Raw genomic sequence first — 26000 nt, forward strand, 5'->3', positions numbered from 1 at the left:
CACAGCCGTGGCCACGGCTGTGGAGCCGATCGGGGCCGCACCCCGATGTCAATCGAGGCTGATGCTCTAGGCGGTCTCGCCGGGCAGCTTGTACGCGATCACGTCGACGTTCTGGATGCTCGGCTCGGTGCTGAACAGATCAGCTCCCTGTGCAGCGAGTGCCTGACCGACGCCACCGGAGAGGTGGGTCTGGCGGGCCTCGTCGTCGGGGAACACGTCGAAGATCCCGAAGGTCGATTCGTCGAACTGCAGGGCGAACCAGGCCCGCGTACCCTCCTCCTGCTCGACGATGGGACGGGCGCTGCGGAGGAAGTCCGCGACGTCCTGCTCCTTCCCGGGCTTGGCGTGCACGACGACCGACAATGCAGAGTTGATCATGGTTTCCTCACTTGTCCTGGCTGAACAGCTCGACCATCGCGGCGTTGAAGGCCGGGAGGTCCTCGGGCGAGCGGCTGGTGATCAGGTTCCCGTCGCGCGCCACCTCTTCGTCGACGACGTTCGCTCCGGCATTGCGCAGGTCGGTGCGGATGCTCGGATACGAGGTCAGCGTCCGACCCTCCGCGACACCGGCCTCGATCAGCGTCCACGGTCCGTGGCAGATCGCGGCGACCGGCTTGTCGGCGGCCATGACGTCGCGCACGAATCCGACTGCGTCGGTGTCCACGCGCAGCTGATCGGGGTTGACCGTGCCGCCGGGAAGCAGCAGGGCGTCGTACTCGTCGGCCGAGGCGGACTTCACCAGGGCATCGACCGGGAATGTCCCGGCCTCGTCCAGGTCGTTCTCGCGGGCCTTGATCTCGCCCTCGTGCAGCGAGAGCAGCACGGTCGTGGCCCCGGCGTCCTGAAGAGCCTGTCGCGGCTGCTCGAGCTCCACGCGCTCGACGCCGTCCGCGGCCAGGATCGCGATCCGCTTGCCATGCAATTCGTCTGCCATGTTCTGCTCCGTTCTGTGGGAGGTGACGGCTTGCCCGTGCGGGCGAGCCCCACGCTCTCCGTACCGGACAGCGTGGTTCGGGTGCAGGACGACTCGCGTGCAGTCGTCGTTGCGCTCTTCGAGGTCCCGGCAGGTGGTGGCTGCCGATTCTCGGGCCGGGTCCTGGGGGCGGAGAAGAAGCTTCGGCCCTGTGGTCGACGATGACCTTCCGCCATCGACGGTCGTCGTTCTTCACCGGGGCCTGGCCGGATGTGAGCGCCGGGCCCGCATTCCAGTCTAGACCTCGTTGGTCAGAGACGGGCCGCACGTGGGGCCGCCTGCCGGCGAGCTCGACGTCATCGTTCTCCATCTCGACCCAGGCCTGGCGGGCCCGCAGGCAGTCCTGGTCGTCGGCGGGAGCTCACAGCGTCTCGGCCCCCCGCCGCCGAGTCCGATCTCGAGTCTCGCCGCCGCGAGCCCGCAGGCCGCTGCCCGGTCCGTCTGCGGTCGGGCAGTCACGGAGCGTCTGCTGACCGCGCTGGGAAGGCATGCACCCGGGCTCCCGATCTGGAGAGGCAGCCTGCTCGTCCGGTGCGCTCTCTGCGCGAGGTCTTCGCCTACGTCGCAGCCTTCCGACTCTCACTTCCGGGAGGTGGCCTCCTGGAGCGCGGCCTCGAGGTACGGTGCCGACGCACCGGTTCCGGACGAGGCGACCTGCGCGGGCGTGCCTGAGGCGACCACCGTGCCACCTTCGTCTCCCGCGCCGGGTCCGAGGTCGATGACGTGGTCGGCCACGGCGACGATGCGCATGTCGAGCTCGACCGCGACGACGGTGTTGCCTGCGTCCACGAGGGTCTGGAGATGCGTCACGAGCCGGTCGGAATCGGCGCTGTGCAGCCCGGACGTCGGCTCGTCCAGGACGTAGAGGGTGTCCCCGCGCTGGGATCGTTGGAGCTCGGAGGCGAGCTTCACCCGCTGCGCCTCACCTCCGGACAGCTCGGTGGCCGGCTGTCCGAGACGGAGATATCCGAGGCCGACGTCGACCAGTGCCGCGAGCGACCGCATTATGTCGAACTCGCCGTGGTAGAAGTCGTGGGCCTCCTCGACGCTCATGGCGAGGATCTCCGCGATGTTGCGGCCGCGCCAGGCGATCTCCAACGTGCTGGACTGGTAGCGGGTGCCGTGGCAGTCAGGGCACTCGGTGTAGACCGAGGGGAGGAAGAGCAGCTCCACCATGACGGATCCTTCGCCCTTGCAGGTAGGGCAGCGACCGCCGGTGACGTTGAAGGAGAATCTGCCCGCCTTGTACCCGCGAGCGCGAGCCTCGGGCGTCTCCGCGAACCTTCTCCTCACGTGGTCGAACAGGCCGGTATAGGTGGCGACGTTCGAGCGTGGGGTGCGACCGATGGGCTTCTGGTCGATGCTCACGACGCGGCGCACCCCGGCGACGTCGCCGCGGATCTCTCCCTCGAGCTCGTCGGGCTCGTCCGACAGCAGGAGCTCGTCCCCTTCGGCAGGGGCGGCGTCCTCCGCCTGGTCTGCTCGTCCCTGCCGTTCGCCGAGCAGCGCGGGCAGTGCCTGGCTGACCAGGCTGGACTTGCCTGATCCCGACACTCCGGTGACGGCGGTGAACACCCCGAGCGGGAAGGAGATCGTCACGTCGCGCAGGTTGTTGCGCGTGACGTGCTCGAGCCTCAGCCATCCCTGCGGTTCGCGAGGCGTCCGGCGGGGCAGGCCGCTGCCCCCGAAGACGTAGCCGCGGGTCACGGACTCCTCCACCTCGGCCAGCCCTTCGAAGGGCCCGCTGTAGACGACACGCCCGCCGCGCTCACCCGCGCCGGGCCCGATGTCGACCAGCCAGTCGGCGTGCCGCATCACGTCCACCGAATGCTCCACCACGAACAGGCTGTTGCCCCGGTGCTTGAGCCCGTCGAGGATGCCGAGCAGAGCGCTGACGTCCTGCGGATGGAGACCCGCGGACGGCTCATCGAGCACATAGACCACACCGAACAGCTCAGAGGTCAGCTGGGTCGCGAGTCGCAGTCGCTGCAGCTCGCCGCCGGAGAGGGTGGGGGTGGTGCGGCCCAGGGAGAGGTACCCCAGACCCAGATCGATGATCGGCCGCAGTCTGTTGACGAGCTCCGCGCCCAATCGCGCTGTCGCGGCCAGCTTCTCGACCGAGCGGTCAGGCGACGTGCGCGCGTCCTCGACGGCCGCGGGTGCGGATCCTCCGGCGTCGATCCGCTGCCCGGCGTCGCGTCGGACAGCCTGGCCACCTGTGCGGCCCGCCGACTCGGCCCCGTCGAGAGCGCCGGTGGCCCGTTCGACCGCCTGGTCGATCAGCGTGGAGAGCTCCGCGAGCGGCAGAGCGGAGAGATCTGCGACGTCGAGACCCTCGAACGTCACGGACAGGGCCTCCGGCTTCAGTCGCTTCCCATGGCAGACAGGGCAGGGAGCGACCGAGAGGAACTCCGCCACGCGTCGCTTCATCGACTCGCTCTTGGTGTTCGCGAACGTGTCGAGCACGTACCGACGCGCGCCGACGAAGGTGCCCGAGTAGCTCGGTTCGACGCCCGCCGCGGTCGCGGCCCGGGCCTCGGAGAGTGTGAGCCGCGAGTGGACCGGGACGTACGGCGTCTCGTCCGTGTAGAGGATCCAGTCCCGATCCTCCTTCGGCAGATCCTTCCAGGGCACATCGACGTCGTAGCCGAGCGCGACGAGCACATCGCGCAGCTGATGACCGTGCCAGGCCGTCGGCCAGGAGGCGATGGCCCGTTCGCGGATCGTCAATGAAGGGTCCGGCACCATCGTGTCCTCGGTGACCTCGTACACCCGGCCGATGCCGTGGCACTCCGGGCATGCGCCCTGCACCGTGTTGGCGGAGAAGTCCTCGGCGTAGAGCATCGGCTGATCTTCGGGGTAGTGGCCGGCCCGGGAGTAGAGCATGCGCACCAGCGAGGAGAGCGTGGTGATGCTGCCCACCGAGGACCGCGCGCTGCGGCCTCCACGCTGCTGCTGAAGAGCGACGGCCGGCGGCATGCCCGTGATGGAGTCGACGTCCGGGACGCCTGCCTGGTCGATCAGGCGACGAGCGTAGGGAGCGACGGACTCGAGGTAGCGGCGCTGGGACTCCGCGAACAGGGTTCCGAAGGCCAGGGAGGACTTCCCCGAGCCCGAGACCCCGGTGAACACCACCAGCGCGTCGCGGGGCACCGTCAGGTCGATGTCCTGGAGGTTGTGCTCTCGAGCGCCGAGAACCTGCACGTCGGGCTGGACGGGGGAGGAGTCCGACCATGCGGACCTGCGTGCTTCGACCATGCCGGCGAGACTAGCAACGCGTTCCACCGATCGGTCGGTGCATGCCCCAGTCCTCCACGGTCCACCTGCCCGCGGTGCCTATCACCGCAGCCGCGGCGGGCACCTCGGTGGAGGGCGAGGTTCCTGCTCGGCTATGCTCGAAGAGAGCCGAGGTCGCGGGCGACGGGCATCCATATGACCGTGGCACTTCCGCGACCGGGCCATCCCCAACTGGAGGAGAACGTCATGGCAAGCAGCAACCGCGCCGTCGTGTTCCAGAACGTCAAGGACATGCGCGTCGAGACCCTCGACTTCCCGAAGCTCGAGATGCCGAACGGCAGGAGCGCCCCGCACGGAGTCATCCTCAAGATCGTCGCGACCAACATCTGCGGCTCCGACCTGCACATCTACCGCGGGTCCTTCCCTGTCCCCCAGGGCATGGTCGTGGGCCACGAGATGACCGGAGAAGTCCTCGAGGTCGGCCCCGACGTCGAGTTCCTCTCCGAAGGCGACCTGGTCTCGGTTCCCTTCAACGTCGCCTGCGGCCGATGCCGCAACTGTCGTGCCCGCCACACCGAGGTGTGCGAGACCGTGAACCCCGACGTGTCCTGCGGCGCCTACGGGTTCAACCTGGGCGACTTCCAGGGTGGGCAGGCGGAGTACCTGTTCGTCCCCTACGCCGACTTCCAGCTGCTCCGCTTCCCGGACAAGGACCAGGCCATGGAGAAGATCCGTGACCTCGCCCTGCTCTCGGACATCCTGCCCACCGCGTTCCACGGCCTCATGGAGGCCGGGGCGAAGCCCGGCTCGACCGTCTACATCGCCGGCGCCGGACCTGTGGGACGCTGTGGCGCCGCGGCGGCCCGTCTCCTGGGCGCTTCCTGCATCATCGTCGGTGACTACCATCAGGACCGGCTGGACCTGGTGAAGAACAACGGCTGCGAGACCATCGACCTGAACCAGGACGTGCCGCTGACCGATCAGATCGAGGCCATCCTCGGTGAACCCATGGTGGACTGCGCCGTCGACTACGTCGGCAACGAAGCCCACGGGATCGGCCGCGAGGCCGAGGACATGAGCCCGGCCCACGCCATCAACCAGGTCATGGACGCCACCCGCGCAGGCGGCGCCACCGGCATCGTCGGCGTCTACGGCCCCGACCCGCTGGCCTCCTCCAAGGCCGAGCAGGAGGGCACCTACCCGCTCGACTTCGGCAAGGCGTGGATCAAGTCGCCTCGGATCTCGGGCGGCCAGGCCCCGATCATGCACTACAACCGTGAGCTGATGATGTCGATCCTGTGGGACCGCATGCCCTACCTCAGCGACATGCTCAACACCCAGGTCATCAGCCTCGACGAGGCCCCCGACGCCTACGCGAAGTTCGATACCGGTGTCTCGGAGAAGTTCATCATCGATCCCCACGGCATGATCCCCGCCTGATCCCGGGCCGTCATGCACCCGGCCCGCGATCGTCGCTCCAGCTGCGGTCGCGGGCCGGCTCTGTGCACGGATCCTTCGCCGATCCCGTCCTGGTCGATGCCCGGGGCGGGCCTGGCGCCGGTGGGGCCGGCATGCCGGAGCTCAGCGGCGGTGACGAGTGCGTAGGGGGTGTGATCGGGGGAGACGGGGGCAGGTCGCTGCAACGCTCCTGACGCCCCTCACCTCCCGATTCGGATCGCCTCGCGGGGCGAGGGGGGACGATCACTGGTGCCAGGGCCGTCGGCTCGCGCACGTCGCGGAGGGACCGGTGTCACCGGCGCCGGTCCTGGCGGGCAGCTCCAGCGGGGGTGTCACGCGGACGAGCGCCGGTCCACCACGGGGCCGGCGCGGAGAAGGTCCGAGGGGACCGCAGCGACATCGCCCACGGCGGGGCCGTCGGGATGCGCCGCGGCGCCGCCCGGCATGTGGCGCTCTGCGCCACGCGGTGATCGTCTGCGGCATCAGTCCACCGCATCCGGTGGGAGGGGACAGGGTCCGGTCGTGCCGTCCCCTGCCCCCTCACCACGGGATGCGGTGGGCGGTGGTCACCGGATGGCGGAGCGGATGGCGGCGGCCGCGGCGGCGACGTCCGATGCGCTGTAGATGGCGCTGCCCGCGACGGCCACGTCTGCTCCCGCCCGCTGGACGGCCTCGACCGAGTCCGCACTGACGCCGCCGGCGACGGAGAACGGGACCTCGGCGGCCTCGCCGGCGGCGAGCAGGGCGTCGAGGCTGTAGCCGTCCTCCGCCTGCTCGTCGAGGCCGGCGTGCATCTCCACGAAGACGGCGCCGAGGGCGACGACCTCTCGGGCCCGTGCGGCCTTGTCGGACACGCCGATCAGATCGACGACGACGCCCTTGCCGTGCTTGGTCGCCGCGGCGACCGCGCCGGCGATCGTGCTGTCACCGGCGACGCCGAGCACGGTGACCAGATCCGCTCCGGCAGTGAAGGCGATGTCAGCTTCCAGCTCGCCGGCATCCATGGTCTTGAGATCGGCGAAGACGGTCTTGTCGGGGTGGGCGGCCTTGACCGCCGTGATCGCCGCGAGGCCCTCGCTCTTGATCAGAGGGGTGCCGAGCTCGAGGATGTCGACGTGAGGTGCGGCCTTCGCGGCGAGGTCGAGGGCGGACTCGGTGGTCAGGGTGTCCATGGCGAACTGCAGTCGCATGTCAGGGTGTCTCTTTCTCGTGGTGGGGTCGATGATGGAACGGGGAAGAAAGGTCATTCGAGGTTGGCATGGCGAGGCCAGAGCGCGTCCGCGCTCTGACCGCTCTTCTGCCACAGGACGTCGAAGAGAGCGTCGCCGACGAGGACGAGGAGCTGCTCGAAGAGGCTGCCGGCGTACTGGGCCGACTGCTGCTCGGACCGGTCTGTCTTCGTCGCCGCACGGATGACCAGGACGGCGTGGGACAGCTGAGCAAGCGGTGACTCGGGGTCGGTCGTGATCCCGATGACGCGGGCACCGACGGATCTCGCCGTCTCAGCCGCGCTCACCACCCCCGAGGTCGTGCCGGAGCCGCTGGCGGTCAGCAGCAGATCGCCCTCTCCGATCGCCGGGGTCGTCGTCTCACCGACGACGTGGACCTCCAGCCCGAGGTGCATGAGGCGCATGGCCGTCATCCGCAGCGCGAGCCCGGAGCGTCCGGCGCCGTGGACGAAGACCCGCCGGGCGTCCGCTGTCAGCTCGACGGCGGCCGCGAGCGCGGGCGCGTCGGGAAGGGCAGCTGCCCCCTCGATCTCGTTGACGATCCGCGTCAGCGAATCCTGGATGCCTCGTTCTTCCATGCCGACCATCCTGGGCCGGTCCGCCGTGGTCCACTGCTGCCCGATGAGCGGGGTGCCCCGTTCGATCGGGTGGGCCTCCCAGGTCGGGCTAGAGTAGCGGAGTGAGCGACCTCCCGACCCCGCTGGAACGTGCCCGCTCCCTGTCGAGGGACCGTGCCCTGACCGAGCAGGCTGATCAACATGCGATCACCCTCGAATCGATCCTCGCCGTGCTCCGCTCCGGCCGACTCGCGGATGCGGCCGCGCGCAGGGAGGCCACGGAGATCGCCTCCTCCGCGCTCATCCGTGCTCGTTCGGTCCATGAGCAGCAGGACAGCGTGCTCGAGCCGGTAGCCGAGGCATTCTCGCGCCTGCGCACCGAACTGCGTCCTCTGATCCGCTCCGGGCCGCTGCAGGTCCAGTTCGCAGAGCCTCCTGCGCGAGGACGGGCGCTGCCGGGCCCGGTCGCTCGGGAAGCCCGCGCCATCTCCCGCACAGCAGTGCTCTCGCTCATGGACCGCGCGGACGCTGCACGCGCCCGGATCGGCTGGGACTGCGATGGCCGCAACCTGCTGATGGAGGTCCGTGACGACGGGGGAATCGCGGTGACGGCGCACGACGACACACTGCGTCCGATCGTGGAGCGAGTGGCGGCGCTCGACGGAACCATGGACGTGGAGACGACCCCGGGCTGGGGGACGACGCTGCGGATCGAGATCCCGCTGGATCCACCCAGCGCAGCGCTCACCGTGGAGGGCGCCGAGGAACTCACCGACCGCGAGAAGCAGGTGCTGCGCCTGGTCGCGACCGGGATCTCGAACCAGCGCATCGGCGACCAGCTCGGGATCACGGCCAACACCGTGAAGTACCACGTGGCCAACTTGCTGCGGAAATACGGCGCCCGCACGCGCGCCGAGCTCGCAAGCATCGCTCACTCCCATGATGCGCACTCTCCGAGCGCCCGGACTCGATAGCGGGCCTCGGTCCGGAGGTCGGCAGCGGTGTCGCACCCACTGCGCGGCGAGGCTCATGGCCGTGACCTCGAAGAGCTGGTGGCCGGCGGTGAAGGCGATGCCGCACGCCGTCCAGGACCAGCCCGACGCGAAACCGGTGAACGCGCAGCTGTGACTGATACGCGCCGGCACGGCCCACGTCCCACCGTGTTCCGGGTTCGCGGATCGGCCTCAGGCCCTCGCCGCCTGGGTGCGGCCCCCGCGACGGCTGGATTCCAGCATCTCGGTCAGTGAGCGCGCGTCATAGCTGCCCACCATCCGACAACCATCGATGAAGAACGTCGGGGTCATCTTGGCGCCGCTCGCCTCCGCGCTCGCGATGTCCCGCTGCACCCTCGCAGCAACCTCGTCGCTGTCGAGATCCTCGATGAACGCCTCGACATCGAGGCCCAGCTCAGCCGCGTAGCCGATGAGATCCTCCCTCTCCAGCGCGTCCTGCCGGGTGAACACGAAGTCGAGCCACGGCCAGAACATCCCCTGCTTCGCGGCCGCCTCGGCGGCCCGTGCGGCGAGGGGGCCGTGAGGATGGTGAGGCAGATGCCGCACGACGTAGCGCAGATCATCACCGAAGCGCCCGTGCAGGTCTTCCCATGAGCCAGTGGCGTGCGCGCAGTACTCGCACTCGAAGTCCACGAACTCCACGAGGGTGAGCCGGGCGTCCTCCGGTCCGCGGATGTGATCCACCTCGGGGTCCACCGGAGAGTCGAGCGTCATCGGGAGATCCGCCGTCTCCTCTCCCCACCGACGGGCCGCGACCTTGAAGATCGACCAGCCCAGAACAGTGGCGAGCACCATCGCCACGAGCACGCCCAGCGTCGCCTGGCGCCCCAGATCCGAGGAGGAGTCGAAAGCGAGGCTGATGACCAGCAGCGACACGGTGAAACCGATGCCCGAAAGTGCTGCCCCGCCGAACACGCTGCCCATTCCGACCCCCTCCGGCAGTCGGCCCGCCCCCATCCGAACGGCGAGGAGCGTCGCGATCCCGATTCCGAGGAGCTTGCCGAGCACGAGCCCCGCGATGACGCCCCACGTCACAGGCGAGCCCAGCGAGTCGGCGACCACCCCGCCGCCCAGGTCGACCCCGGCATTGGCCAGAGCGAAGATCGGCACGACCAGCAACGCCGTGGGGAGACGGAGGTACTCGTACAACCGCTCGTTGACCGACACGCCCTTGGACAGCCCCCGACCGACGGCACGCGCCGAGGAAGCGCTCGGGGATTGCCAGAAGTCGCGGAACAGCTGCCGGGCGGCGACCACCTCCTGCCGTTGCGTCGGGTAGGCGGGGATCAGAAGGCCGGCGATCATGCCCGTCAGCGAGGCGTGGATGCCGGAGGACAGAGTCGCCAGCCACATTACGATGACGATCCCCACGTACGGAGCGGCGCTCCACTGCCGGGAACGGCCCACCAGCCACAGGGCGACGAGGCAGCCGAGAGCGACCAGCAGCGGGACGGGTCGGATCTCGTCGCTGTAGAACACCCCGATGATCGACACCGCAAGGAAGTCGTCGACCACCGTGAGGGTCAGGAGGAAGACGCGCAGCTGCCCGGAGAGCCGGGGGCCGACGATCGCGAGGGCACCGAGCATGAACGCCGTGTCCGTTCCGACGACCGCCCCCCACCCGCGAAGCCCCTCGCCACCGGACGCGCCGACGACCAGGACGTACACCAGCGCGGGCAACGCCACACCCGCGACGCCCGCGATCGCCGCCAGTCGGGCGCGACTGCTGTCCCGCAGAGCCCCGTGTGCGAACTCCTGGCGCACCTCGAGACCCACGACGAAGAAGAACACGACCATCAGTCCGTCGTTGATCCAGTGGTGCAGATCCAGGTGCAGGCCGAACGGGCCGACGTCGATCCCGACGCTCTGCTGCCACAGCTCGACATAGGAAGAGGACAGCGGCGAGTTCGCCCAGAGGAGAGCGAAGGCCGTGACGACGATGAGCAGGACGGCCGAGCCCGACTCCGTGCGGAGTCTTCCGGCTATTCCGCGCGAGGGCGAGGTGGAGTGGGGCACGGCGCGATTCTGCCTGAACGTGCTGGCCGGCGCCACTGGGTCGGAGCGGCTCCGATGCCGCTGCTGTTCGGGTCCGAGGGGGTGGACGGGCGGCAGCGGGAGATCGATCCCCAGCTGCGCGTGAGGTGCGTGCGGCTGGTGCAAGAGCTCCCGCGGGAGTTCCTCTCACACCTCGCCGCAGCGGTCGCGACCGCTCGGCAGGACGGCGTCCCGTGGGGCCCGTGCGGCGCTGTCCGGCGCAGGACGATGTCGACCACGGGGCTCGTCCGGGGGTCACCAGCGCAGGGACTGCCGAGGTCAAGCGATGGAAGGCTGAGAACGAGCAGCTGTGCGAGGACCAGGAGACGCTCCGCCCGGCCTCAGTTCTCTGCGCGGCGAGCTCGACCCGCGCAACCAGCGATCCTGGCCTTCGGCGACGTGATGAGAGGCGAGGGCTGCGCGGAGCTGCCGGGCCTGGAGGCGTCGGGCCCGTATCGCAGCCCGCACCGTCATCGATGCCCTGGTTCAAGACAGGATCCGCGATCCAGTCACGCCAGTGACAGATCGGTGAGATCACTGCCACCTTGTCGAGAACCTACGGATGTGGTGTAGGTTCTCGCGCGATCTATCAGGCGCCCGTCGCCCTGACCAGCGGCGCGGCCTCCGCGTCGTCCTCGCCGTTTCTCAGGAAACTGTCCAGATCCTCGCGCGGACGTATTCGTGCACGCGGCTATCCCAACGATGACTGTCTTCGCGGGTCCAGGGCCCTGCTGATTGCTGCGATGAATCGGGGTAGCACGTCGGGATCTGTGGCGGCATGCACCGGGTTGAGTTCTCCGATGGACAGGACCCGACAGTCCGGCTGATCCCACAGGCCGGCGAGGGCGTGCTCGAGCTGCTCGATCGTGGGACCGCTGTTGCGGCCGTTCACGTTCTCCGCGAGGGGAGCGTCGATGAAGTCGAGGACGTCGACGTCGAGGTGGACGGCGAAGTTTCCTGGCAGGACGGCATTCCCGGACGAGACTGCGGCACGGTACGGCGCGTCCACGAGATCGGCTTGCGGTACCACGTGCAGCCCGAGCTGCTCGACGCAGGACAGCTCCCAATCCGTGGCCTGCGTCGCGTCTATGCCGAGGAAGGACAGCCGGGCCTGCCGCAAGAGCGGGCGGGGTCCGAGGACGTCAACCAGTGCAGGGGCAGAACCTTCTAGGTCCAAGGCGTGGGCCAACCCCATCCAGTCCAGGGCGCCTTCGGTGGTGCTGGCAGGCGTATTGAGGTCGAAGTGGCGGTCGATGTAGACGAGTCCCGGTTCAACCCCGTTTCGCTGCAGCGCGGCGCATGTCCCGAGCGCGATGGTGCAGTTCCCGCCCAGGACAAGGAGCCGCTCCTCCGTGCTGAGCAGAGGGGCAGTGGCTGTGATGAGTTCCTGGATCGACTGCACGACTTCGGGCAGATTCTGGGCGAAGGGTCGTTCACGGTCTGGCGTCCATGCCAGTTCTGTCAGGTCGCCGTGGTCGCGGACATCGTTGCCTGCTTCGGTGAGCGCCTCGATCAAGCCGGCTGCCCGCAGCGCCGCCGGCGCCTGCTCCTGGCCGGCAGAGTAGCTGCCCGCGCTGTGGGGAACGCCGATCACATTTAGCACTGTCATCAGATCTCCGTTTCGGCTCGGCTATGGACGGCACTGCACTTGTCGCGCCCCGCACGGACTCTGCCGTCGACCGGCACGACGGTCGGCGGGTCACGGATTCATCCTGCCCGCTCGTCCGGACGATGTGGGAGATTCGTTGAGTCGTTGGCCGACGGCGATGGTCCCGGCGCTGGCGGCGCCGACGCAGCCGAGTGCGAGCCACTGCAGGGCGTCCAGGTGCTCGGCCAGGATGATCGTGCCGGCAAGTCCTGCCGCAGCGGGCTCGAGGCTCTGGAGGATTCCGACGATCCGCGGTGGGATGCGGCGCAGGGCCATGAGCTCGAGCGAATACGGTATGACCGCCGCCAGAACTGCTACGACCAGCCCGATGGCCAGCACCCGGGGGTCGAGCAGGGAGGCTCCGTTTTCGGCGATGCCGATAGGAACTGTCAGGACAGCAGCCCAAGTGACCGCCCACACCAACGGAGCAGCCGTCACATTTCCGGCTCCGGCACTCCGACTCAGCAGTAGGTAGGCAGCCATCGCCGCTCCGGAAGTCAGCGCCAGCAGGATGCCCGGCAGTGCGTACCATTCGCCTTCCGGGGAATGGAACAGCCAGACGCCAAACCCCGCGAGAGCGGCGAAGCCTACGTCCGACAGGCGGCGAGACGTGAGCAGGGCGAGAGCGATGGGCCCGAGCAGCTGCAGGGAAGTCGCCAGTCCGAGCGGCAGATATTGCATCGCCGGGTAGACCAGGTTCATGCCGGCGATCGCCGTGCCGAAACCGAGCACCAGGGCCACGTTCAAGCGTCCGCGCGGAAGTGAAGGGCGGAAGATCAGCAGCAGGACGATTGCGGCCAGTCCGAGCCGCAAGGCGACCACTCCACCGGATCCGATAGGCCCGAAGAGGCTCTTGCCGATCGCCTGGCCGAACTGAACGCTCAGCACGCTGCACAACACCAACGACGGAGCGGGAAATCTGGTCATGCACCCAGTCTGGAGAGCATGATCCGTGCAGGTCCAGCGATCCTTTATGGATGAAATCGTCTAGAATCGCTACATGATCGATCTCCGCAGACTGCGCGCACTCGCGGCGGTGGACGAGCACGGGACTGTCAGGGCGGCGGCGAAAGCCCTCGACTTCACACCTTCGGCCGTGTCCCAGCAGATCGGCCAACTCGCCCGCGACGTCGACGCTGAACTCCTCGAGCGCCGGGGACGACGCGTCCACCTCACACCGGCGGCGCACATCCTGCTCGCGCATGCGGGCACCATCCAGGCGCAGTGGGAACGAGCCAAGGCCGAACTCGGCGCGACCACCGACAGCCTCCGCGGGACCCTCCGCATCTGCGGGGTCTCTTCGGCGATCGCCGCACTCGCCGCTCCCGCCACGACATCACTGCACACAAAACACCCCCACCTGCAGGTCGTACTCCGGGAGGAAGAGAGCGCCGACTGTCATCGCCTGCTGCTGACCGGAGAGGCGGATATCGCGCTGGTCCTGCCGACCCTCGATACACCGCCGCCGACCGACGCGCGCTTTGAGCAGCGGTATGTCCTCGACGATCCACAGGACCTCCTGGTGTCGGTCGGACACCGCCTCGCGGGCGCCGGAAGCGTGCGCCTTGCCGAGGTCGATCACGAGTCCTGGATCGTCAGACGTCATGACAACGACAGCTTCACCCTCCTGTCCGTGGCCTGCGCTGCCGCCGGTTTCACCCCGCATATCGGGCACGAGGCCAAGGAGTGGTACGCCGTTTCAGCTCTCGTCGCCGCTGAACTCGGCGTGTGCCTGTTGCCCCGCATCGTGCCCATCCCCGCCTCGCATCCCGTGGTGCGAGTGCCGCTGAAAGGCCGGCCGGCTCCCACCCGGCAGATCCTGACCAGCATCCGACGTGGCAGCGCGGGCCATCCGTCCATCGGCGCGGGCCTTTCCGCACTCCGCATTGCAGCGGACGACGCACTGCGATCTGCTGACCTCGCGTAGGCCGATGGACCGATGGGATCTTGCAACAAGCGCGTCGCAGAGCACACGGGACGCCAAGTCCGACACGCCGGATCGGGTCGGAAGAACATGCAGCATGCACGCTCCGCGTTCCCATGTCCGAGGCCTGGAGCGGGCCGCGGGGTTCTTCACTGCAACAGAGGGCGCATGAAGGTCCGGTCGTAGCGGAGCACGCAACCGGAACGGTCGCGAATGAGATCCGCCTCGATGAACTCCGGATCGACGCCGAATCGCTCGCGGTATGTCTCGTAGGCGGCTAAGCTCTCGAAACTGAAGAGGGCCTCGGCCTGGTCACTGGCACCTTCGGCGGGCAGAAAGTAGCCGTGATGAGTGCCGCCGTGCTTGGTGACGAGACGAATCCACTCTCGAGCGAACTCCTCGAAGGCGTTCAGCTCGGTGGGGTCGATGGTGTAGTGGACGACGCAGGTGATCATGCTCCACCCTAAACATTGCTGCCGAGCCTGCACTTCGATCGTCTCGCGAGCCGAACCCCTCAACTCCATGCGGGGGCCAATCCCCATCTTGGAGCACTCCCATGCAGTACGGGAGGTCTGATGGAGGCGTCCTCAATAGACAGCAACTGCCTTGATCACAATGAGGGGACCCGGGATGTCGAGGTCATCCTCACCGATGGGCTGATTCAGTGCGGACCCCAGGCTCAATAAGTCCTTGGTTTTGAAGGTGCGACGGATTGAGCGGCTAAACCCAGCGAGGAACACTTTCTCGAGGGAGTATTGCTTGTCTTGAGGGACTATGTCGTGAACGAGTCCGAAAACTGTTCGGTCGCCTTCGAGGTCGTCGATCGTGCTCTTTGCCAGTAAATCATCTGCCGCGAGCAGGACGATGATTTTTCGGCCTTCCGAATCCTCCTCATCTGTTTCCAGTACGACTGTTCCGCTGCTGGTTGATCCTCCGGCCATTATGGGCATAGCCTCGGGTGGCATCTCTGGTGAACTCATTGCAGCGGGGTTGTTGACCATTACGCGGACGAGTCCCTCGAGTGTGCTCCCGATGTCCGTTGCGGTCGAGACGTTCCAATCTCGGTCGAGCTCGATGAGCTGGCGCTTGAAGGCAGCGCCATCCTGCAGGTCGGACAGCTGGCCGGCCTCCGCCAGGTCGTCAAGCAGGCGGTTGAGCGCACTCGTCGGATGGTCCTTGACTGTTCGCGCTTGGGCAACCTCGAATTCTCTGGAGCCACTACCCCCGGCCTCGACCGTGGGGCCGCCGGGGATTCCCATTCTCAGACCCGCGTTAGCGCCCTTCTTGCCGAGGTCGCGCTCAGAGAGTGATACGTCGGTCATTACTTCGATGTTGTGAAAGTTGGCAAGCGGGACCAATGTCTCGAGATCAAGGTAAATTGGGGATCGGAACAGGCTCAATTGGTTACCTCCAAAGGCGCATCGACGGGGCGGTGATGCTGCTCCGGTCAGTCTATCTAGTTGACTCCCCTCCGCGTCGGAGCTGCGCGCGACGGTTGAGTTGCGATACTGGGGTGTCAGAGCGAGATCCGGTCGTCGTCGAGACCCTCGAGGTGCCAGCGCTCCAGAGTGCGCGCGACTTCGCGGTGCTGGAAGGTATGGGCGGTCGCCGTGGCCAAGGGGTCGTCGCCTCTGAGCGTTGATCGTTCGCGGCGTGCGGCTGGTCGCAGGAGGTCAATCACGCCGTGAATGTCGCGGAGCCAGTGCTCTGCGTTGATCTCGTCGTAGGGGTAGCCATGCTCCGCGACGCATTCGATCACCCAGTCCAGGCGCGGCGGGATCCCGAGGTCGGCCGACAGGAATGCGATTCTTCGCAGGACCTCCCAGTGCCCCTGCTGCGGGAGAGAGCGCATTTCAGAGCTCTTCGAGGAGTGGGAATCCACGCTTGGTAGTCATGGAGGTCGCCACTCCAGCGGCCCGCAGTCGGGATGCCCGGTCAGACGGTGTAGTTCTTCGCCTGCGCGTTCGACCAACTCAGCGACCTGGGCATCATGAGTCCTCGAAGCGTACCGGGCCTCGAGGGGCGCATCGGTGCCGTAGTCGGGGTGGTAGCGGGCGTCGCCTCCGGTGTAGGTCTGCCAGAGGAGCCCCGCCAGGCGATCTCGGTCGACCATGATCCTGGGCGCTGCGTCGGTTTTCATGCTCCGTACGGCCTGTGCGATGAGTGCCGGCTCGGCGGCCCAGCGGCGTGCGGAGTAGTCGATCCGTGGCGGGAAGTCGGCGAGATTGGTCGCGAGGTCCTCGAGTGCCCGCAGGAGCGCGCGCCAGGTGCCGTCGCGTCGCATCCGGGTGACCAGTGCGCTGGGGGTGGTGGCGAATGCCGCTGGTAGTCCCAGTTCGAGGGCGATCAAGGACCAGGCGCGGGTGCTGCCGAGCTTGGCGAGCAGCATCGCGGCTGCGGCGCGGGCCGGGATGTCGTCGTCCTCGATCCAGGGGGTGAGGACCCCGGGCCAGAGAACCTGTGGAATCACCGCCAGCGGGACCTGTCCGGGCCAAGACCTAATCTCCTCTACCCGGCACCGGGGGATCGGTTCGGGGTGGCGGGGCATGGAGGAGGCGAGGCGGAAGGTCAGTTGCGCGGTCGGTGACAGAACGTTCTCCAGTGACCGCAAGCGGATGGCTGCCAGGAGGGGATTGTGCGGGCGGCGCCGGGCTCTCGCGTCGGTCACGATAGGCGTGTGCCGGCCGTTGGGATCGAGCAGTTCGTGACGGTCCGCGATGTCCGCTGCGGCGTGGGCCGTCGGCTGATCGAGGACCTCGAAGGCCAGCCGCGCCGACGACAACAGGCGATCGCGCCCCGTGGCATCAGGCGCGAGGACCTGCGTGATGCTCGATGACTCGTCGATCAGCTCGAAGATCGCATCCAGATGATCGCGAGCAGTCACGCCGAACCCCGCCACCTCCACAGGTTCCAGAGAATGTGCAGCGGCAGCCGCAGCGGAAGTGTGCAGCCTGTCCAACGTGTCAGCCTCCAGGGCGCCCAGTGGGGAGGTAGGGGCCTGACGAAGGTCGTAGCCGCAGCGGTTCCGGCGTCGTCGCGACGGCGGCTGCTGGCCGGCCAGTTGCGGGCAGATCCAGGGCGGAGTCGCTGCGGTCATCCAGATCGATCTGCTGAACGGCACGGCGCCGCACTCAGGACATCGCACGAGCAGCGGTACTTCGTGGGTTGGGCAGGCAGCGGGCGTGCGCCGGCGCCATGACCGGAGCCAAGCTCCTCCGCTCTCGGCCAGGCACTGCGGACAGAACCTGATGGTCGCCGCCGGTAGGCGGCCGATCCGATAGTCCACCGCATACCGCTCGAGCTCGACCTCGAGTGCCTCATGGGGTGACAGCGCTTCATCGGCGGCGTAGGGCTGGGTGCCGAGAGCTGCTGTGAGGGCTTCGGCATGCCGGCGGAGGTAGGTCTCCAGCCGGGGGACGGAGGCGTTGACCTGGGGCAGGCCGAGCGCCGCCAGCGTGGCGGCGGATGTCATGCCGTAGCGGTTGGCCACCCGCCACAGCCACGAGACTGGAAGCTCGTCCGGCAATGGGGCGACCGTGATCGGCCATCGGCTGAGGTCGTAGCCGCCGGCCACGCCCCGCAAGGGCGGTGCCGCGGGTCGGCGCCGATCAGGCCGGGAGGTCGGCGAGGCGTTGGGCTGCATTGTCCGTCAGTGCGGCAGTGATCACCGCGGGGGTGATGGCCTCGACGCCGGTGGTGATCGCGAGGTAGGCGGCGCGGTCGATCAGGTTCATCAACGAGGCAATCCGGCCCTGGGTGCGCCGATGCAGTTCCCGCGCCTGGCTGGTCAGCATGCCGGGCTCTGCGTCGGCGAGGATCAGATGCCGCTCCAATGTCACCAGAAGATCCGTCCACGCGCGGGCGCTGTGACCGTCGCCGAAACTGAATGGTGCGACTGGGCACCGCGTGGTGCGCCGACTTGTCTGCGCATACGCTGCGTCCTCACCCAGAAGTCCCTCGTCGAAGAACTTCTTCGCTTCCAGGTTCACGCCCACGAACAGGAACGTTGCCGGCAGCACGTTGGCGAGACCCTTGAGATGGTTGGAGACTTCCAGGCCGTTCCGATGCCGGAAGTCCACGAAGTGCAGATCGTCGATGACGATCAGCTTCGTCTCGCAGGTGGTCACACAGTCCATGGCCAACGAGGTCAGCTGGGTGCGGGTCGACCTCGATGCCGCGGGATGACCGTAGAACTCCAGCAGCTGTTGGTTCAGGCCCTTCAGCGTCACCCCCGCGTTCAGGGGCACGAAAGCCACGGGCAGTCGCTGGCTGCCGTCTGGGGTCTCGGGGGAGTGGCGACGGTACTCGCGTCGGTGGACTTCCCGCGCGAACCGCGTGGCGATCGTGGTCTTGCCCAGGCCCGGTTCGGCATCGATCACCGCCGCTCCCCGCAGCTTGTCGCCATCGCGCCGATTCGAGGCCATGACCTGGTCCAGCACATCGAACGCCCGCGATAGCTGCTGCGTCTTGATCGTCGCCGGGTTCGCGTTCCACACGCACCGCGCCTCGTTGTAGTCCGCCAACGCCTCCGCGTGCAGCGCGCGCATTTCGGCGCGGTTGAGCACCTCGAACCGCGGCCGGGAGCCGGCGTTGACGAACGCATCCCAGCCCTCCTTACGGGACAGCTGGTACGGCACCGTGTCATACCGGTGCAGCCACTGCGCCCACGGATTCCCGCTCACTCGTCGAACACCTCCAATCCGTCTGCCTCCGGGTGCTGCGCGTAGTACTGCTCGAACACGTCGAGATCGTCCGCGACCTGTGCTTGGGCACGGCGGCGTTCGAGATGGGCAGCCAGGTCGATCACCGACGGCACGTCTCCGGCAGCCGTCTCGACGTTGTCCGTGGCGGGTTGGGTGGCGAGGCGGCGGGCAAGGTTCTTTTCGCGGCGGCTGGTGACCGTGCCCTTGCTGTAGCGCTCCAGCAGGACATCGAGCGCGGCGCCGGCATCGACATGCCGGTCACTCTGCCGGCTGAGCTTTCGGGTGTAGGCCGCGGCTTCGGAACTGAGCGGTGCGTCCAGGCCGGACGCGTGCTCCCACACCAGGTCGTGCCAGGTCCGGGTGTCGGGGTCCTGGAAGTAGACGGTGCGCACGTCGTCGCGATCAACCATGATCGGCCACTTGCCAGCATGCGCGCCTCCATGGTGTGACCGGGCGCCGCGGTGGAGATTGAGAGCCGGCCCGTCGTAGCGGCGCCCGTCGATCTCGACGCCGTAGTGCTGGATCGACCGCCAGGCGACGTCCAGGAACTCCATCCGCAAATCATCGCTGGCGGGGAGTCGCAGTACCCCGGCCGTGGCCATGCCGCGAGCGAACATCTCCGCCGGCGACAGCTCCACCCTCGGCAGCAGCGGGTCACACAGACCCCGGTGCGGGGTGTGGTGGTAGATCCCGACCCATTCTCGGAGGATCGCTTCCAACTCGGGCACGTAGTAGAACGCCTTGTCCTCGATGTCCTTGCCGCGGGAGTAGATGTCCGGGCCCTTGTAAGCGGCCAGGTGCTCCAGCAGCTGCTGACGCAAGGTGCGGAAGAACCGCTCGATCGTGGGCTTGTCCGTCGGCTTGTGAGGGATCGCGGGCTGAATGTTGATCCCCAGCCGCTGGCACACCGCTCGAGTGCGCTGAGATAGATAGACCTTGCCGTGATCGACCACAATCGTGTCCGGCAACGCACCCGTCTCCTGCGCCAGAAGCGTCTCCGGCACCCCGACGTACGGTGCCGGGATGTCCTCGCCGCTCGGCGGGCCCCAGCGCTGCGGGGTGACCACCTGGAACATCACCGCTGCGACGTCCTGCGCCGTGGTCGAGATCGGACGGAGGATGAGTCCCAGGATGCATCGCGAGTACAGGTCCATCGCCACCGTCAGCTCCGTATTGACCCACCGGCCCGTGAGCGGCTCCATCGCGAACACGTCCAGCGGGGTGGTGTCGAGGACGACGTACTGGCCCGGCCGATCCGCCCGCAGTCGACCCAGCACACCCCCAGGACGCTCGGCCACCGAGCGCCGCTGCTTCGCCGCCCCGAACGTGTACCGACCCTTGTCCAACTCACGAAGGCGGCGGTAGGCCACAGCCCGAGAAGGAGGAGTGCCCTGTGGGTTTCGACCGATGTAGAGCGCGTTCGTCTTGTTCAGCACGGACTTCATCGACGGATTGGACTGGTCTCGGTAGCTGTCGAGTGCCTCTCGGCATGCCGAGTCCCACTCCGGGTCCACCGCCGGTCGGTGCGGTTGGAGGAGTCGGGTGTCGACGAGTCCGATGATTCCCAGTTCTGCGTAGCGCAGGCCGCGGCGGTAGGCCGTGCGCACCGAGATGCCGAGTGCGTCGGCCGCGGCTTCGTACCTGTCGTTCACGGAATACTCGGAGGTCGCGAGGACGAGCTCGTCGAAAACCTTCGCCGTCCGGTACATGTCGTCGCGCTGCGTGGTGCTCAGGGAAGCGAGCACGACGGCGTCAAGCTCGGCGCGAGCGTCTTGAACGGTGGGAAGATCTAGTGATTCGGCGATGCCGACCAGCGAGGGTGCGTGGACCTTCTTGAACTGGTCTCCAGCGCGAAGCAGAGCATTCGGTCCATCGAGCTCGACCACGGTCCAGGCCGCGCCCTCGTACCAGAGCCGCGCCCCTACCGATGTATCCAGGCTCTCGGCGCTCACACCTTCGCCTCCGATGTCGCCTGGAGGATCGTCTCGCTACCCAAAGGGCGGCGGAGGTCGACCGAGACTTCGCCGGACCATACGAGCGCGAAGATGGCGACCCGCCATGCCGATTCATCGCAGGTCAACGGTTTCCGGGCAAGAGCCTTGCCCAGCGTGATCCCCGCTTCGCCCAACCTTGCCCGCGCCTCGGCGAGGTCCTCCTCGGGCAGCCGGTCGCGACGGCGGCCGAGCGCGAAGAGCTTCAGATTGCGAAGCAAGATGGGGTCGCCGCCGGTGAAGACCTCGTAGGACCAGCCTTTGCTGCGGCACAGTGCTTGCGTCCACTCGAACTGAGCGCGGACCCGTGGCTTCGCAAGGAACGCAGCGGGCTTGACGTCGACCACCGTGACCGAACGGTCCGAGTGGACCAGTAGCAGGTCAGGCACGTGCGCACGGAGGCCACCACTGTCGCGCCCCGCGACCTGGAACGGCTGCGTACAGATCCCCACAGTGCCGAGATCGAAGTCCGCCAGCCATAGTCGATCCAGCTCGAGCAGGCTCTCGTAGACCAGAGTCCGATCATTGGTCGCAGCCCAGAACAGTCCCGGATAGCTCCGCTGACCCCGGTAGGTGGGCGGCACCCGTACGGGAAGCCCCTCGATGATCAGATCGGCACGTGCTTGCTCCCACGTCGTCGCGACCTCGTCGCCGGCGACGGTGCAGTACCGCACGGTGGTCCCGTTCGCGCCCACGTCCCCATCGTCGCCTACTGACAGATCGATGAGACTACTGACACGCCACTGACAGACCGATGAGATTACTGCCAACTTGCCGAGAACCTACATGTGGCCTCCGTCACGACCTGCTGCACCGGGAATGAACCTGATCGGAGCGGAGTTGAGTCGGGTGCACTCAAGAACGGAGCTGCTGAGATTGACATCGTCGATCTCGGGTTCTCTACTTGAGTCCGTACAGCTCAAGTCTTGCCGTCGGCCGCTGGTCGGCAGCGAAGATCCCGTGCGGCGCATCCGTCGCAGAAAGGCAGGCACCCATGTCCCGTGTCGTCGGAATCGATCTCGGCACCACCAACTCCGCCGTCGCCGTCCTCGAGGGCGGCCAGCCCACCGTCATCGCGAACGCCGAGGGCTCCCGCACCACCCCGTCGGTGGTCGCCTTCTCCAAGCAGGGCGAGGTGCTCGTCGGCGAGGTCGCCAAGCGCCAGGCCGTCACCAACGTCGACCGCACCATCTCCTCCGTCAAGCGCCACATGGGCACCGACTGGACCCAGGAGATCGACGGCAAGAAGTACACCCCGCAGGAGATCTCGGCCCGCACCCTCGGCAAGCTCAAGAAGGACGCCGAGTCCTACCTGGGCGAGTCCGTGACCGACGCGGTGATCACCGTCCCGGCCTACTTCTCGGACTCCGAGCGTCAGGCCACCAAGGACGCCGGCACGATCGCGGGTCTGAACGTCCTGCGCATCATCAACGAGCCCACCGCCGCGGCCCTCGCCTACGGCCTCGAGAAGGGCAACGACGACGAGCAGATCCTCGTCTTCGACCTCGGCGGCGGCACCTTCGACGTCTCCCTGCTCGAGGTGAGCAAGGACGAGGAGGGCTCGACCATCCAGGTCCAGGCCACCGCCGGCGACAACCGCCTCGGCGGCGACGACTGGGACCAGAAGATCGTCGACTGGCTGATCTCGCAGGTGAAGAACAAGGAGGGCGTGGACCTGGGCAAGGACCGCATCGCCCTGCAGCGTCTCAAGGAGGCCGCCGAGCAGGCGAAGAAGGAGCTCAGCTCCTCCACCTCCACCACCCTCTCCCTGCAGTACCTCTCGATGACCGAGAACGGCCCGCTGCACCTGGACGAGAAGCTGACCCGCGCGCAGTTCGAGGACATGACCTCCGATCTGCTCGAGCGCACCAAGGCCCCCTTCCACCAGGTCATCAAGGACGCCGGCATCAAGGTCTCCGACATCGACCACGTGGTCCTCGTGGGCGGCTCGACCCGCATGCCCGCGGTGACCGAGGTCGTCAAGGAGCTCACCGGCGGCAAGGAGCCCAACAAGTCCGTGAACCCGGACGAGGTCGTCGCCGTCGGCGCCGCTCTCCAGGCCGCGGTCATCAAGGGCGAGCGCAAGGACGTCCTGCTCATGGACGTCACCCCGCTCTCCCTGGGCATCGAGACCAAGGGCGGCGTGATGACCAAGCTCATCGAGCGCAACGCGGCCATCCCGACCAAGACCTCCGAGGTCTTCTCGACCGCCGAGGACAACCAGCCCTCCGTCGCGATCCAGGTCTTCCAGGGCGAGCGCCAGTTCACCCGGGACAACAAGATGCTCGGCACCTTCGAGCTGACCGGCATCGCCCCGGCCCCGCGCGGCATCCCGCAGATCGAGGTCACCTTCGACATCGACTCCAACGGCATCGTGCACGTGACCGCGAAGGACCGCGGCACCGGCAACGAGCAGTCCATCCAGATCACCGGCGGCTCCGCCCTGTCCGACGAGGACATCGACCGCATGGTGAAGGACGCCGAGGCCCACGCCGCCGAGGACGAGGAGCGCCGCAAGAACGCCGACGCCCGCAACACCCTCGAGCAGCTCGTCTACCAGGGCGAGAAGCTGCTGAAGGACAACGAGGAGAAGATCTCCGACGGCGACAGGACGAAGGCCGAGGACGCCATCAAGGAGGCGAAGGACGAGCTGGCCAAGGAGGACGCCTCCACCGAGGACCTCGAGACCAAGCGCGACGCGCTGAACGAGGCGCTCCAGGCCGTCGGCACCGCGATCTACTCCCAGGCCCAGGAGGGCGCCGAGGGCGCTCCCGAGGGCACCGAGGCGCCGTCGTCCGATGACGACGACGTGGTCGACGCCGAGATCGTGGACGAGGACGAGGAGAACAAGTGATGACCGAGAACCAGAGCCACCCCGACGACGCTCAGCGCCCTGAGGGCGAGCCGCGGTTCTCCTTCACCGACAAGCGGAAGGTGAACCCGGAGGACGGCACGGTCCGTCCCTCCGGGGACGCCCCCGCCTCCGAGGGGCAGGGCTCCCAGGAGCCGGTCGACCCGATCGACGCCGAGGCGGCGACGCTCTTCGAGCAGGCCGCCTCGGGCCAGGGCGGGGACTCCGCCCCGGCCGACGCCGGGCGGGTCGCCGAGCTCGAGGGCCAGGTCACCGCGCTCACCGAGCAGCTCAAGCGCGAGCAGGCTGAGTACGTCAACTCGCGCCGCCGGATCGAGGCCTCCGCCGAGGTGAGCAAGGAGGCGGCCGTGGGCCGCGTCCTGGCCGCCCTGATCCCGGTGCTCGACGACGTGGAGCTGGGCCGCCAGCACGGCGACATCGCCGAGGGAACGCCCTTCCACTCGATCGCGCAGAAGCTGGAGGAGATCCTCGGCTCCCACGGCCTGAAGCGCTTCGGCGCGGTGGGTGAGGAGTTCGACCCGAACCTCCACGAGGCCCTCATGCACGAGGACGCCGACGACGTCGAGACCGCGACGATCTCGCTCGTCATGCAGCCGGGCTATGCGATGAACGATCGCGTGCTGCGCCCCGCCCGGGTCGGGACGCGCGGACCCGCCTGAGAGCAGGCGCCTCCACCACGCCGGGGCGGGGCCCGTCGGTCCCGCCGACGGGCCCCGCCCCGGCTCATTCCCTACGAACACCACGAACCCTACGAACACCACGAACGACGCAGAAGCACCTGAGGCTCCCGGAAGGAGACGCTGATGTCCGGACAGGACTGGCTCGACAAGGACTTCTACGCGGTCCTCGGCGTCTCCAAGGACGCCGACGCGCAGGAGATCAAGAAGGCCTATCGCAAGAAGGCCCGGCAGTACCACCCCGACCGCCACCCCGACGACCCCACGGCGGAGGAGACCTTCAAGGAGATCGGCGAGGCCTACTCGGTCCTCAACGATCCCGAGCAGCGCGAGCAGTACGACGCGATCCGTGCCATGGGCTCCGGCGGCGCGCGCTTCTCCGCCGGGCAGGGCGGTCCCGGGGCGGCCGGCTTCGAGGACATCTTCTCCTCCATGTTCGGCGGCGGCCACGGCGCCCCGCGCGGCTACCCCGCCGGCGGCGGAGGCGGCGCGAGCCCCGATCTCGACGACCTGCTGAAGATGTTCGGCGGCCAGGCCGGCGGCGGCTTCGGCGGCGGGGGACCGGCCGGCTTCCAGCCCGGGCCCTCCAAGGGCCAGGACATCTCGGCCCGCACGAGGATCAGCTTCCGCGACGCGGCGCTGGGCACCGAGATCCGGCTGAACGTCGACGGGAGGACCGTCACCGCCCGCATCCCCGCGGGCGTCCACGACGGGCAGAAGATCCGCCTGCGCGGCAAGGGCCGGCCCGGTCCCGGCGGCGGCCCGGCAGGAGACCTGCTGCTCACGCTGGACGTCGAGGAGCACCCCGTGTGGAGCGCCGACGGCGCGAACCTGAAGATCACGGTGCCCGTCTCCTTCGACGAGGCCGTGCTGGGCACCACCCTGTCCGTCCCGCTGCTGGACGGTGGCACCGTGTCGGTGAAGGTCCCCGCGGGAACCCCGTCCGGCCGTACCCTGCGCGTGCGCGGCAAGGGTCTCGTGACCTCCAAGCGCACCGGCGACCTCCACGTCACCGTCCAGGTCGCAGTCCCCTCGCACGTCGAGGGGAAGGCGAAGAAGGCCGTGGAGGACCTCCGCGAGGCGCTCAAGGGCGAGGACCCGCGCGCCGGGCTCGCCGCGGCCGCCGCCGGCTGACGGGAGCCGAACGGGCCGGACGGAGGTCTCCGGCCGGTCCGGTCGGAGATCGGCGCCGCCCGCCGCCGCGCCCGTCCCGACCCGTCCATCTCCGCATCCCGGAAGGAGCTGTCCGATGGCCCCCTCGTCCCGTCTCGACGAGCGCGCGCCGGTCTTCGCCATCTCGGTCGCTGCCGAGCTCTCCGGCATGCACCCCCAGACCCTGCGCCAGTACGACCGGCTCGGCCTGGTCGTCCCGCAGCGCACCCGCGGCCGGGGACGCCGCTACAGCGCGCGCGACGTGATGCGGCTGCGGGAGATCCAGGCGCTGTCCCAGGAACAGGGCGTCAACCTCGCCGGCATCAAGCGGATCCTCGAGCTGCAGGACGAGGTCCAGACCCTCCAGGACCAGCTGCAGCGCGTGCGCGAGACCCTCGAGTCGATGAGCCCCGCGCAGCGCCGCGTGTTCACCGCCGACCGCGACGGGGAGATCAGCGCTCTGCGCCGCGGCGAGCGTCCCCGCCGCAGCTCCGGCAGCGGCGCGCTCGTCGTCTGGCGGCCCGGCCACCGG

General features: G+C 68.2%; 22 protein-coding genes and 1 pseudogene. 8 read left to right on the plus strand and 15 right to left on the minus strand.

Features of this window, described 5'->3' with window-relative positions; all coding sequences use genetic code 11:
- Positions 1-66 precede the first annotated feature (66 nt).
- The 3 genes from HMPREF3159_RS05930 to HMPREF3159_RS05940 all read right to left on the minus strand — a co-directional run bounded on the left by HMPREF3159_RS05930 (position 67) and on the right by HMPREF3159_RS05940 (position 4231).
- On the minus strand, positions 67-378 hold the full coding sequence (locus HMPREF3159_RS05930; protein ID WP_070500108.1) for a putative quinol monooxygenase: 312 nt from the start codon (positions 376-378) through the stop codon (positions 67-69).
- A gap of 7 nt (positions 379-385) precedes the next feature.
- Complete coding sequence (locus HMPREF3159_RS05935; RefSeq protein WP_070500109.1) at positions 386-934, minus strand: type 1 glutamine amidotransferase domain-containing protein; 549 nt, start codon at positions 932-934, stop codon at positions 386-388.
- A gap of 618 nt (positions 935-1552) precedes the next feature.
- Entirely contained in the window at positions 1553-4231 is a 2679-nt protein-coding gene (locus tag HMPREF3159_RS05940) for an excinuclease ABC subunit UvrA (RefSeq protein ID WP_070500110.1), read from the minus strand.
- 225 nt (positions 4232-4456) lie between these two features.
- On the opposite strand from HMPREF3159_RS05940, the gene HMPREF3159_RS05945 reads away from it, so the two are divergent.
- A complete protein-coding gene (locus HMPREF3159_RS05945) occupies positions 4457-5650 on the plus strand; it encodes an alcohol dehydrogenase catalytic domain-containing protein (protein WP_070500111.1) in 1194 nt (397 codons plus the stop codon).
- Positions 5651-6234: 584 nt separating this feature from the next.
- Here the strand turns inward: HMPREF3159_RS05945 and hxlA are convergent.
- Together hxlA and hxlB are read right to left on the minus strand one after the other, a co-directional pair.
- Positions 6235-6858 (minus strand): 3-hexulose-6-phosphate synthase, encoded by a 624-nt coding sequence (gene hxlA / locus HMPREF3159_RS05950; RefSeq protein ID WP_070500112.1) that lies wholly within the window; start codon positions 6856-6858, stop codon positions 6235-6237.
- A gap of 53 nt (positions 6859-6911) precedes the next feature.
- Positions 6912-7484, minus strand: coding sequence for a 6-phospho-3-hexuloisomerase (gene hxlB, locus HMPREF3159_RS05955; RefSeq protein WP_070500113.1), 573 nt, complete (start codon positions 7482-7484; stop codon positions 6912-6914).
- Between the two features lie 92 nt (positions 7485-7576).
- On the opposite strand from hxlB, the gene HMPREF3159_RS05960 reads away from it, so the two are divergent.
- On the plus strand, positions 7577-8428 hold the full coding sequence (locus HMPREF3159_RS05960; protein ID WP_070500114.1) for a helix-turn-helix transcriptional regulator: 852 nt from the start codon (positions 7577-7579) through the stop codon (positions 8426-8428).
- Between the two features lie 22 nt (positions 8429-8450).
- Positions 8451-8576 (plus strand): annotated as a pseudogene (locus HMPREF3159_RS05965) (IS256 family transposase); the annotation flags it as partial.
- 62 nt (positions 8577-8638) lie between these two features.
- Here the strand turns inward: HMPREF3159_RS05965 and nhaA are convergent.
- From nhaA to HMPREF3159_RS05980, 3 genes are all read right to left on the minus strand, one after another.
- Positions 8639-10453, minus strand: coding sequence for a Na+/H+ antiporter NhaA (gene nhaA, locus HMPREF3159_RS05970; protein ID WP_210388841.1), 1815 nt, complete (start codon positions 10451-10453; stop codon positions 8639-8641).
- A 739-nt stretch (positions 10454-11192) separates the two neighbouring features.
- On the minus strand, positions 11193-12110 hold the full coding sequence (locus tag HMPREF3159_RS05975) for an arginase family protein (RefSeq protein ID WP_070500116.1): 918 nt from the start codon (positions 12108-12110) through the stop codon (positions 11193-11195).
- Positions 12111-12200: 90 nt separating this feature from the next.
- Complete coding sequence (locus HMPREF3159_RS05980) at positions 12201-13076, minus strand: EamA family transporter (protein WP_070500117.1); 876 nt, start codon at positions 13074-13076, stop codon at positions 12201-12203.
- A 73-nt stretch (positions 13077-13149) separates the two neighbouring features.
- On the opposite strand from HMPREF3159_RS05980, the gene HMPREF3159_RS05985 reads away from it, so the two are divergent.
- Positions 13150-14076, plus strand: coding sequence for a LysR family transcriptional regulator (locus tag HMPREF3159_RS05985; protein WP_070500118.1), 927 nt, complete (start codon positions 13150-13152; stop codon positions 14074-14076).
- Between the two features lie 146 nt (positions 14077-14222).
- On the opposite strand, the gene HMPREF3159_RS05990 is transcribed toward HMPREF3159_RS05985, so the two are convergent.
- The 7 genes from HMPREF3159_RS05990 to HMPREF3159_RS06020 form a co-directional block, all read right to left on the minus strand.
- On the minus strand, positions 14223-14528 hold the full coding sequence (locus HMPREF3159_RS05990) for an NIPSNAP family protein (protein WP_070500126.1): 306 nt from the start codon (positions 14526-14528) through the stop codon (positions 14223-14225).
- A gap of 132 nt (positions 14529-14660) precedes the next feature.
- The gene (locus HMPREF3159_RS05995; protein ID WP_141748097.1) at positions 14661-15473 is read right to left on the minus strand and encodes a DUF6414 family protein; all 813 of its coding nucleotides are present in this window, start codon (positions 15471-15473) and stop codon (positions 14661-14663) included.
- Between the two features lie 116 nt (positions 15474-15589).
- Complete coding sequence (locus HMPREF3159_RS06000; protein WP_141748098.1) at positions 15590-15955, minus strand: hypothetical protein; 366 nt, start codon at positions 15953-15955, stop codon at positions 15590-15592.
- Positions 15956-15964: 9 nt separating this feature from the next.
- The gene (locus HMPREF3159_RS16610; protein WP_168165384.1) at positions 15965-17647 is read right to left on the minus strand and encodes a TniQ family protein; all 1683 of its coding nucleotides are present in this window, start codon (positions 17645-17647) and stop codon (positions 15965-15967) included.
- Positions 17648-17681: 34 nt separating this feature from the next.
- On the minus strand, positions 17682-18755 hold the full coding sequence (locus tag HMPREF3159_RS06010; RefSeq protein ID WP_083305823.1) for an AAA family ATPase: 1074 nt from the start codon (positions 18753-18755) through the stop codon (positions 17682-17684).
- Positions 18752-20728: a DDE-type integrase/transposase/recombinase gene (locus tag HMPREF3159_RS06015; RefSeq protein WP_141748099.1), complete on the minus strand. Its 1977-nt coding sequence runs from the start codon at positions 20726-20728 to the stop codon at positions 18752-18754. The genes HMPREF3159_RS06010 and HMPREF3159_RS06015 overlap by 4 nt, the downstream gene beginning before the upstream one ends.
- The gene (locus tag HMPREF3159_RS06020) at positions 20725-21462 is read right to left on the minus strand and encodes a TnsA-like heteromeric transposase endonuclease subunit (protein ID WP_168165385.1); all 738 of its coding nucleotides are present in this window, start codon (positions 21460-21462) and stop codon (positions 20725-20727) included. Before HMPREF3159_RS06020 ends, HMPREF3159_RS06015 begins: the two co-directional genes overlap by 4 nt.
- Positions 21463-21761: 299 nt before the next feature.
- Between HMPREF3159_RS06020 and dnaK the strand changes: the two genes are divergently transcribed.
- From dnaK to HMPREF3159_RS06040, 4 genes are all read left to right on the plus strand, one after another.
- The gene (gene dnaK, locus HMPREF3159_RS06025) at positions 21762-23621 is read left to right on the plus strand and encodes a molecular chaperone DnaK (protein ID WP_070500122.1); all 1860 of its coding nucleotides are present in this window, start codon (positions 21762-21764) and stop codon (positions 23619-23621) included.
- Positions 23621-24298 carry a nucleotide exchange factor GrpE gene (locus HMPREF3159_RS06030; protein ID WP_070500123.1) on the plus strand — a complete coding sequence of 226 codons (678 nt, stop codon included), beginning with the start codon at positions 23621-23623 and terminating at the stop codon, positions 24296-24298. Before dnaK ends, HMPREF3159_RS06030 begins: the two co-directional genes overlap by 1 nt.
- A 144-nt stretch (positions 24299-24442) precedes the next feature.
- Positions 24443-25450: a DnaJ C-terminal domain-containing protein gene (locus tag HMPREF3159_RS06035; protein ID WP_070500124.1), complete on the plus strand. Its 1008-nt coding sequence runs from the start codon at positions 24443-24445 to the stop codon at positions 25448-25450.
- Positions 25451-25565: 115 nt separating this feature from the next.
- On the plus strand, positions 25566-26000 hold a 435-nt coding region (locus tag HMPREF3159_RS06040), incomplete at its 3' end, for a heat shock protein transcriptional repressor HspR (RefSeq protein ID WP_070500125.1).

The sequence above is a fragment of the Brachybacterium sp. HMSC06H03 genome (assembly GCF_001807385.1).
Classification (GTDB): domain Bacteria; phylum Actinomycetota; class Actinomycetes; order Actinomycetales; family Dermabacteraceae; genus Brachybacterium; species Brachybacterium conglomeratum.

Coding starts and splice junctions, on each gene's coding strand:
- HMPREF3159_RS05930 (WP_070500108.1), bottom strand. CDS start 378: ATGATCAACTCTGCATTGTCGGTCGTCGTGCACGCCAAGCCCGGGAAG.
- HMPREF3159_RS05935 (WP_070500109.1), bottom strand. CDS start 934: ATGGCAGACGAATTGCATGGCAAGCGGATCGCGATCCTGGCCGCGGAC.
- HMPREF3159_RS05940 (WP_070500110.1), bottom strand. CDS start 4,231: ATGGTCGAAGCACGCAGGTCCGCATGGTCGGACTCCTCCCCCGTCCAG.
- HMPREF3159_RS05945 (WP_070500111.1), top strand. CDS start 4,457: ATGGCAAGCAGCAACCGCGCCGTCGTGTTCCAGAACGTCAAGGACATG.
- hxlA (WP_070500112.1), bottom strand. CDS start 6,858: ATGCGACTGCAGTTCGCCATGGACACCCTGACCACCGAGTCCGCCCTC.
- hxlB (WP_070500113.1), bottom strand. CDS start 7,484: ATGGTCGGCATGGAAGAACGAGGCATCCAGGATTCGCTGACGCGGATC.
- HMPREF3159_RS05975 (WP_070500116.1), bottom strand. CDS start 12,110: ATGACAGTGCTAAATGTGATCGGCGTTCCCCACAGCGCGGGCAGCTAC.
- HMPREF3159_RS05980 (WP_070500117.1), bottom strand. CDS start 13,076: ATGACCAGATTTCCCGCTCCGTCGTTGGTGTTGTGCAGCGTGCTGAGC.
- HMPREF3159_RS05985 (WP_070500118.1), top strand. CDS start 13,150: ATGATCGATCTCCGCAGACTGCGCGCACTCGCGGCGGTGGACGAGCAC.
- HMPREF3159_RS05990 (WP_070500126.1), bottom strand. CDS start 14,528: ATGATCACCTGCGTCGTCCACTACACCATCGACCCCACCGAGCTGAAC.
- dnaK (WP_070500122.1), top strand. CDS start 21,762: ATGTCCCGTGTCGTCGGAATCGATCTCGGCACCACCAACTCCGCCGTC.
- HMPREF3159_RS06030 (WP_070500123.1), top strand. CDS start 23,621: ATGACCGAGAACCAGAGCCACCCCGACGACGCTCAGCGCCCTGAGGGC.
- HMPREF3159_RS06035 (WP_070500124.1), top strand. CDS start 24,443: ATGTCCGGACAGGACTGGCTCGACAAGGACTTCTACGCGGTCCTCGGC.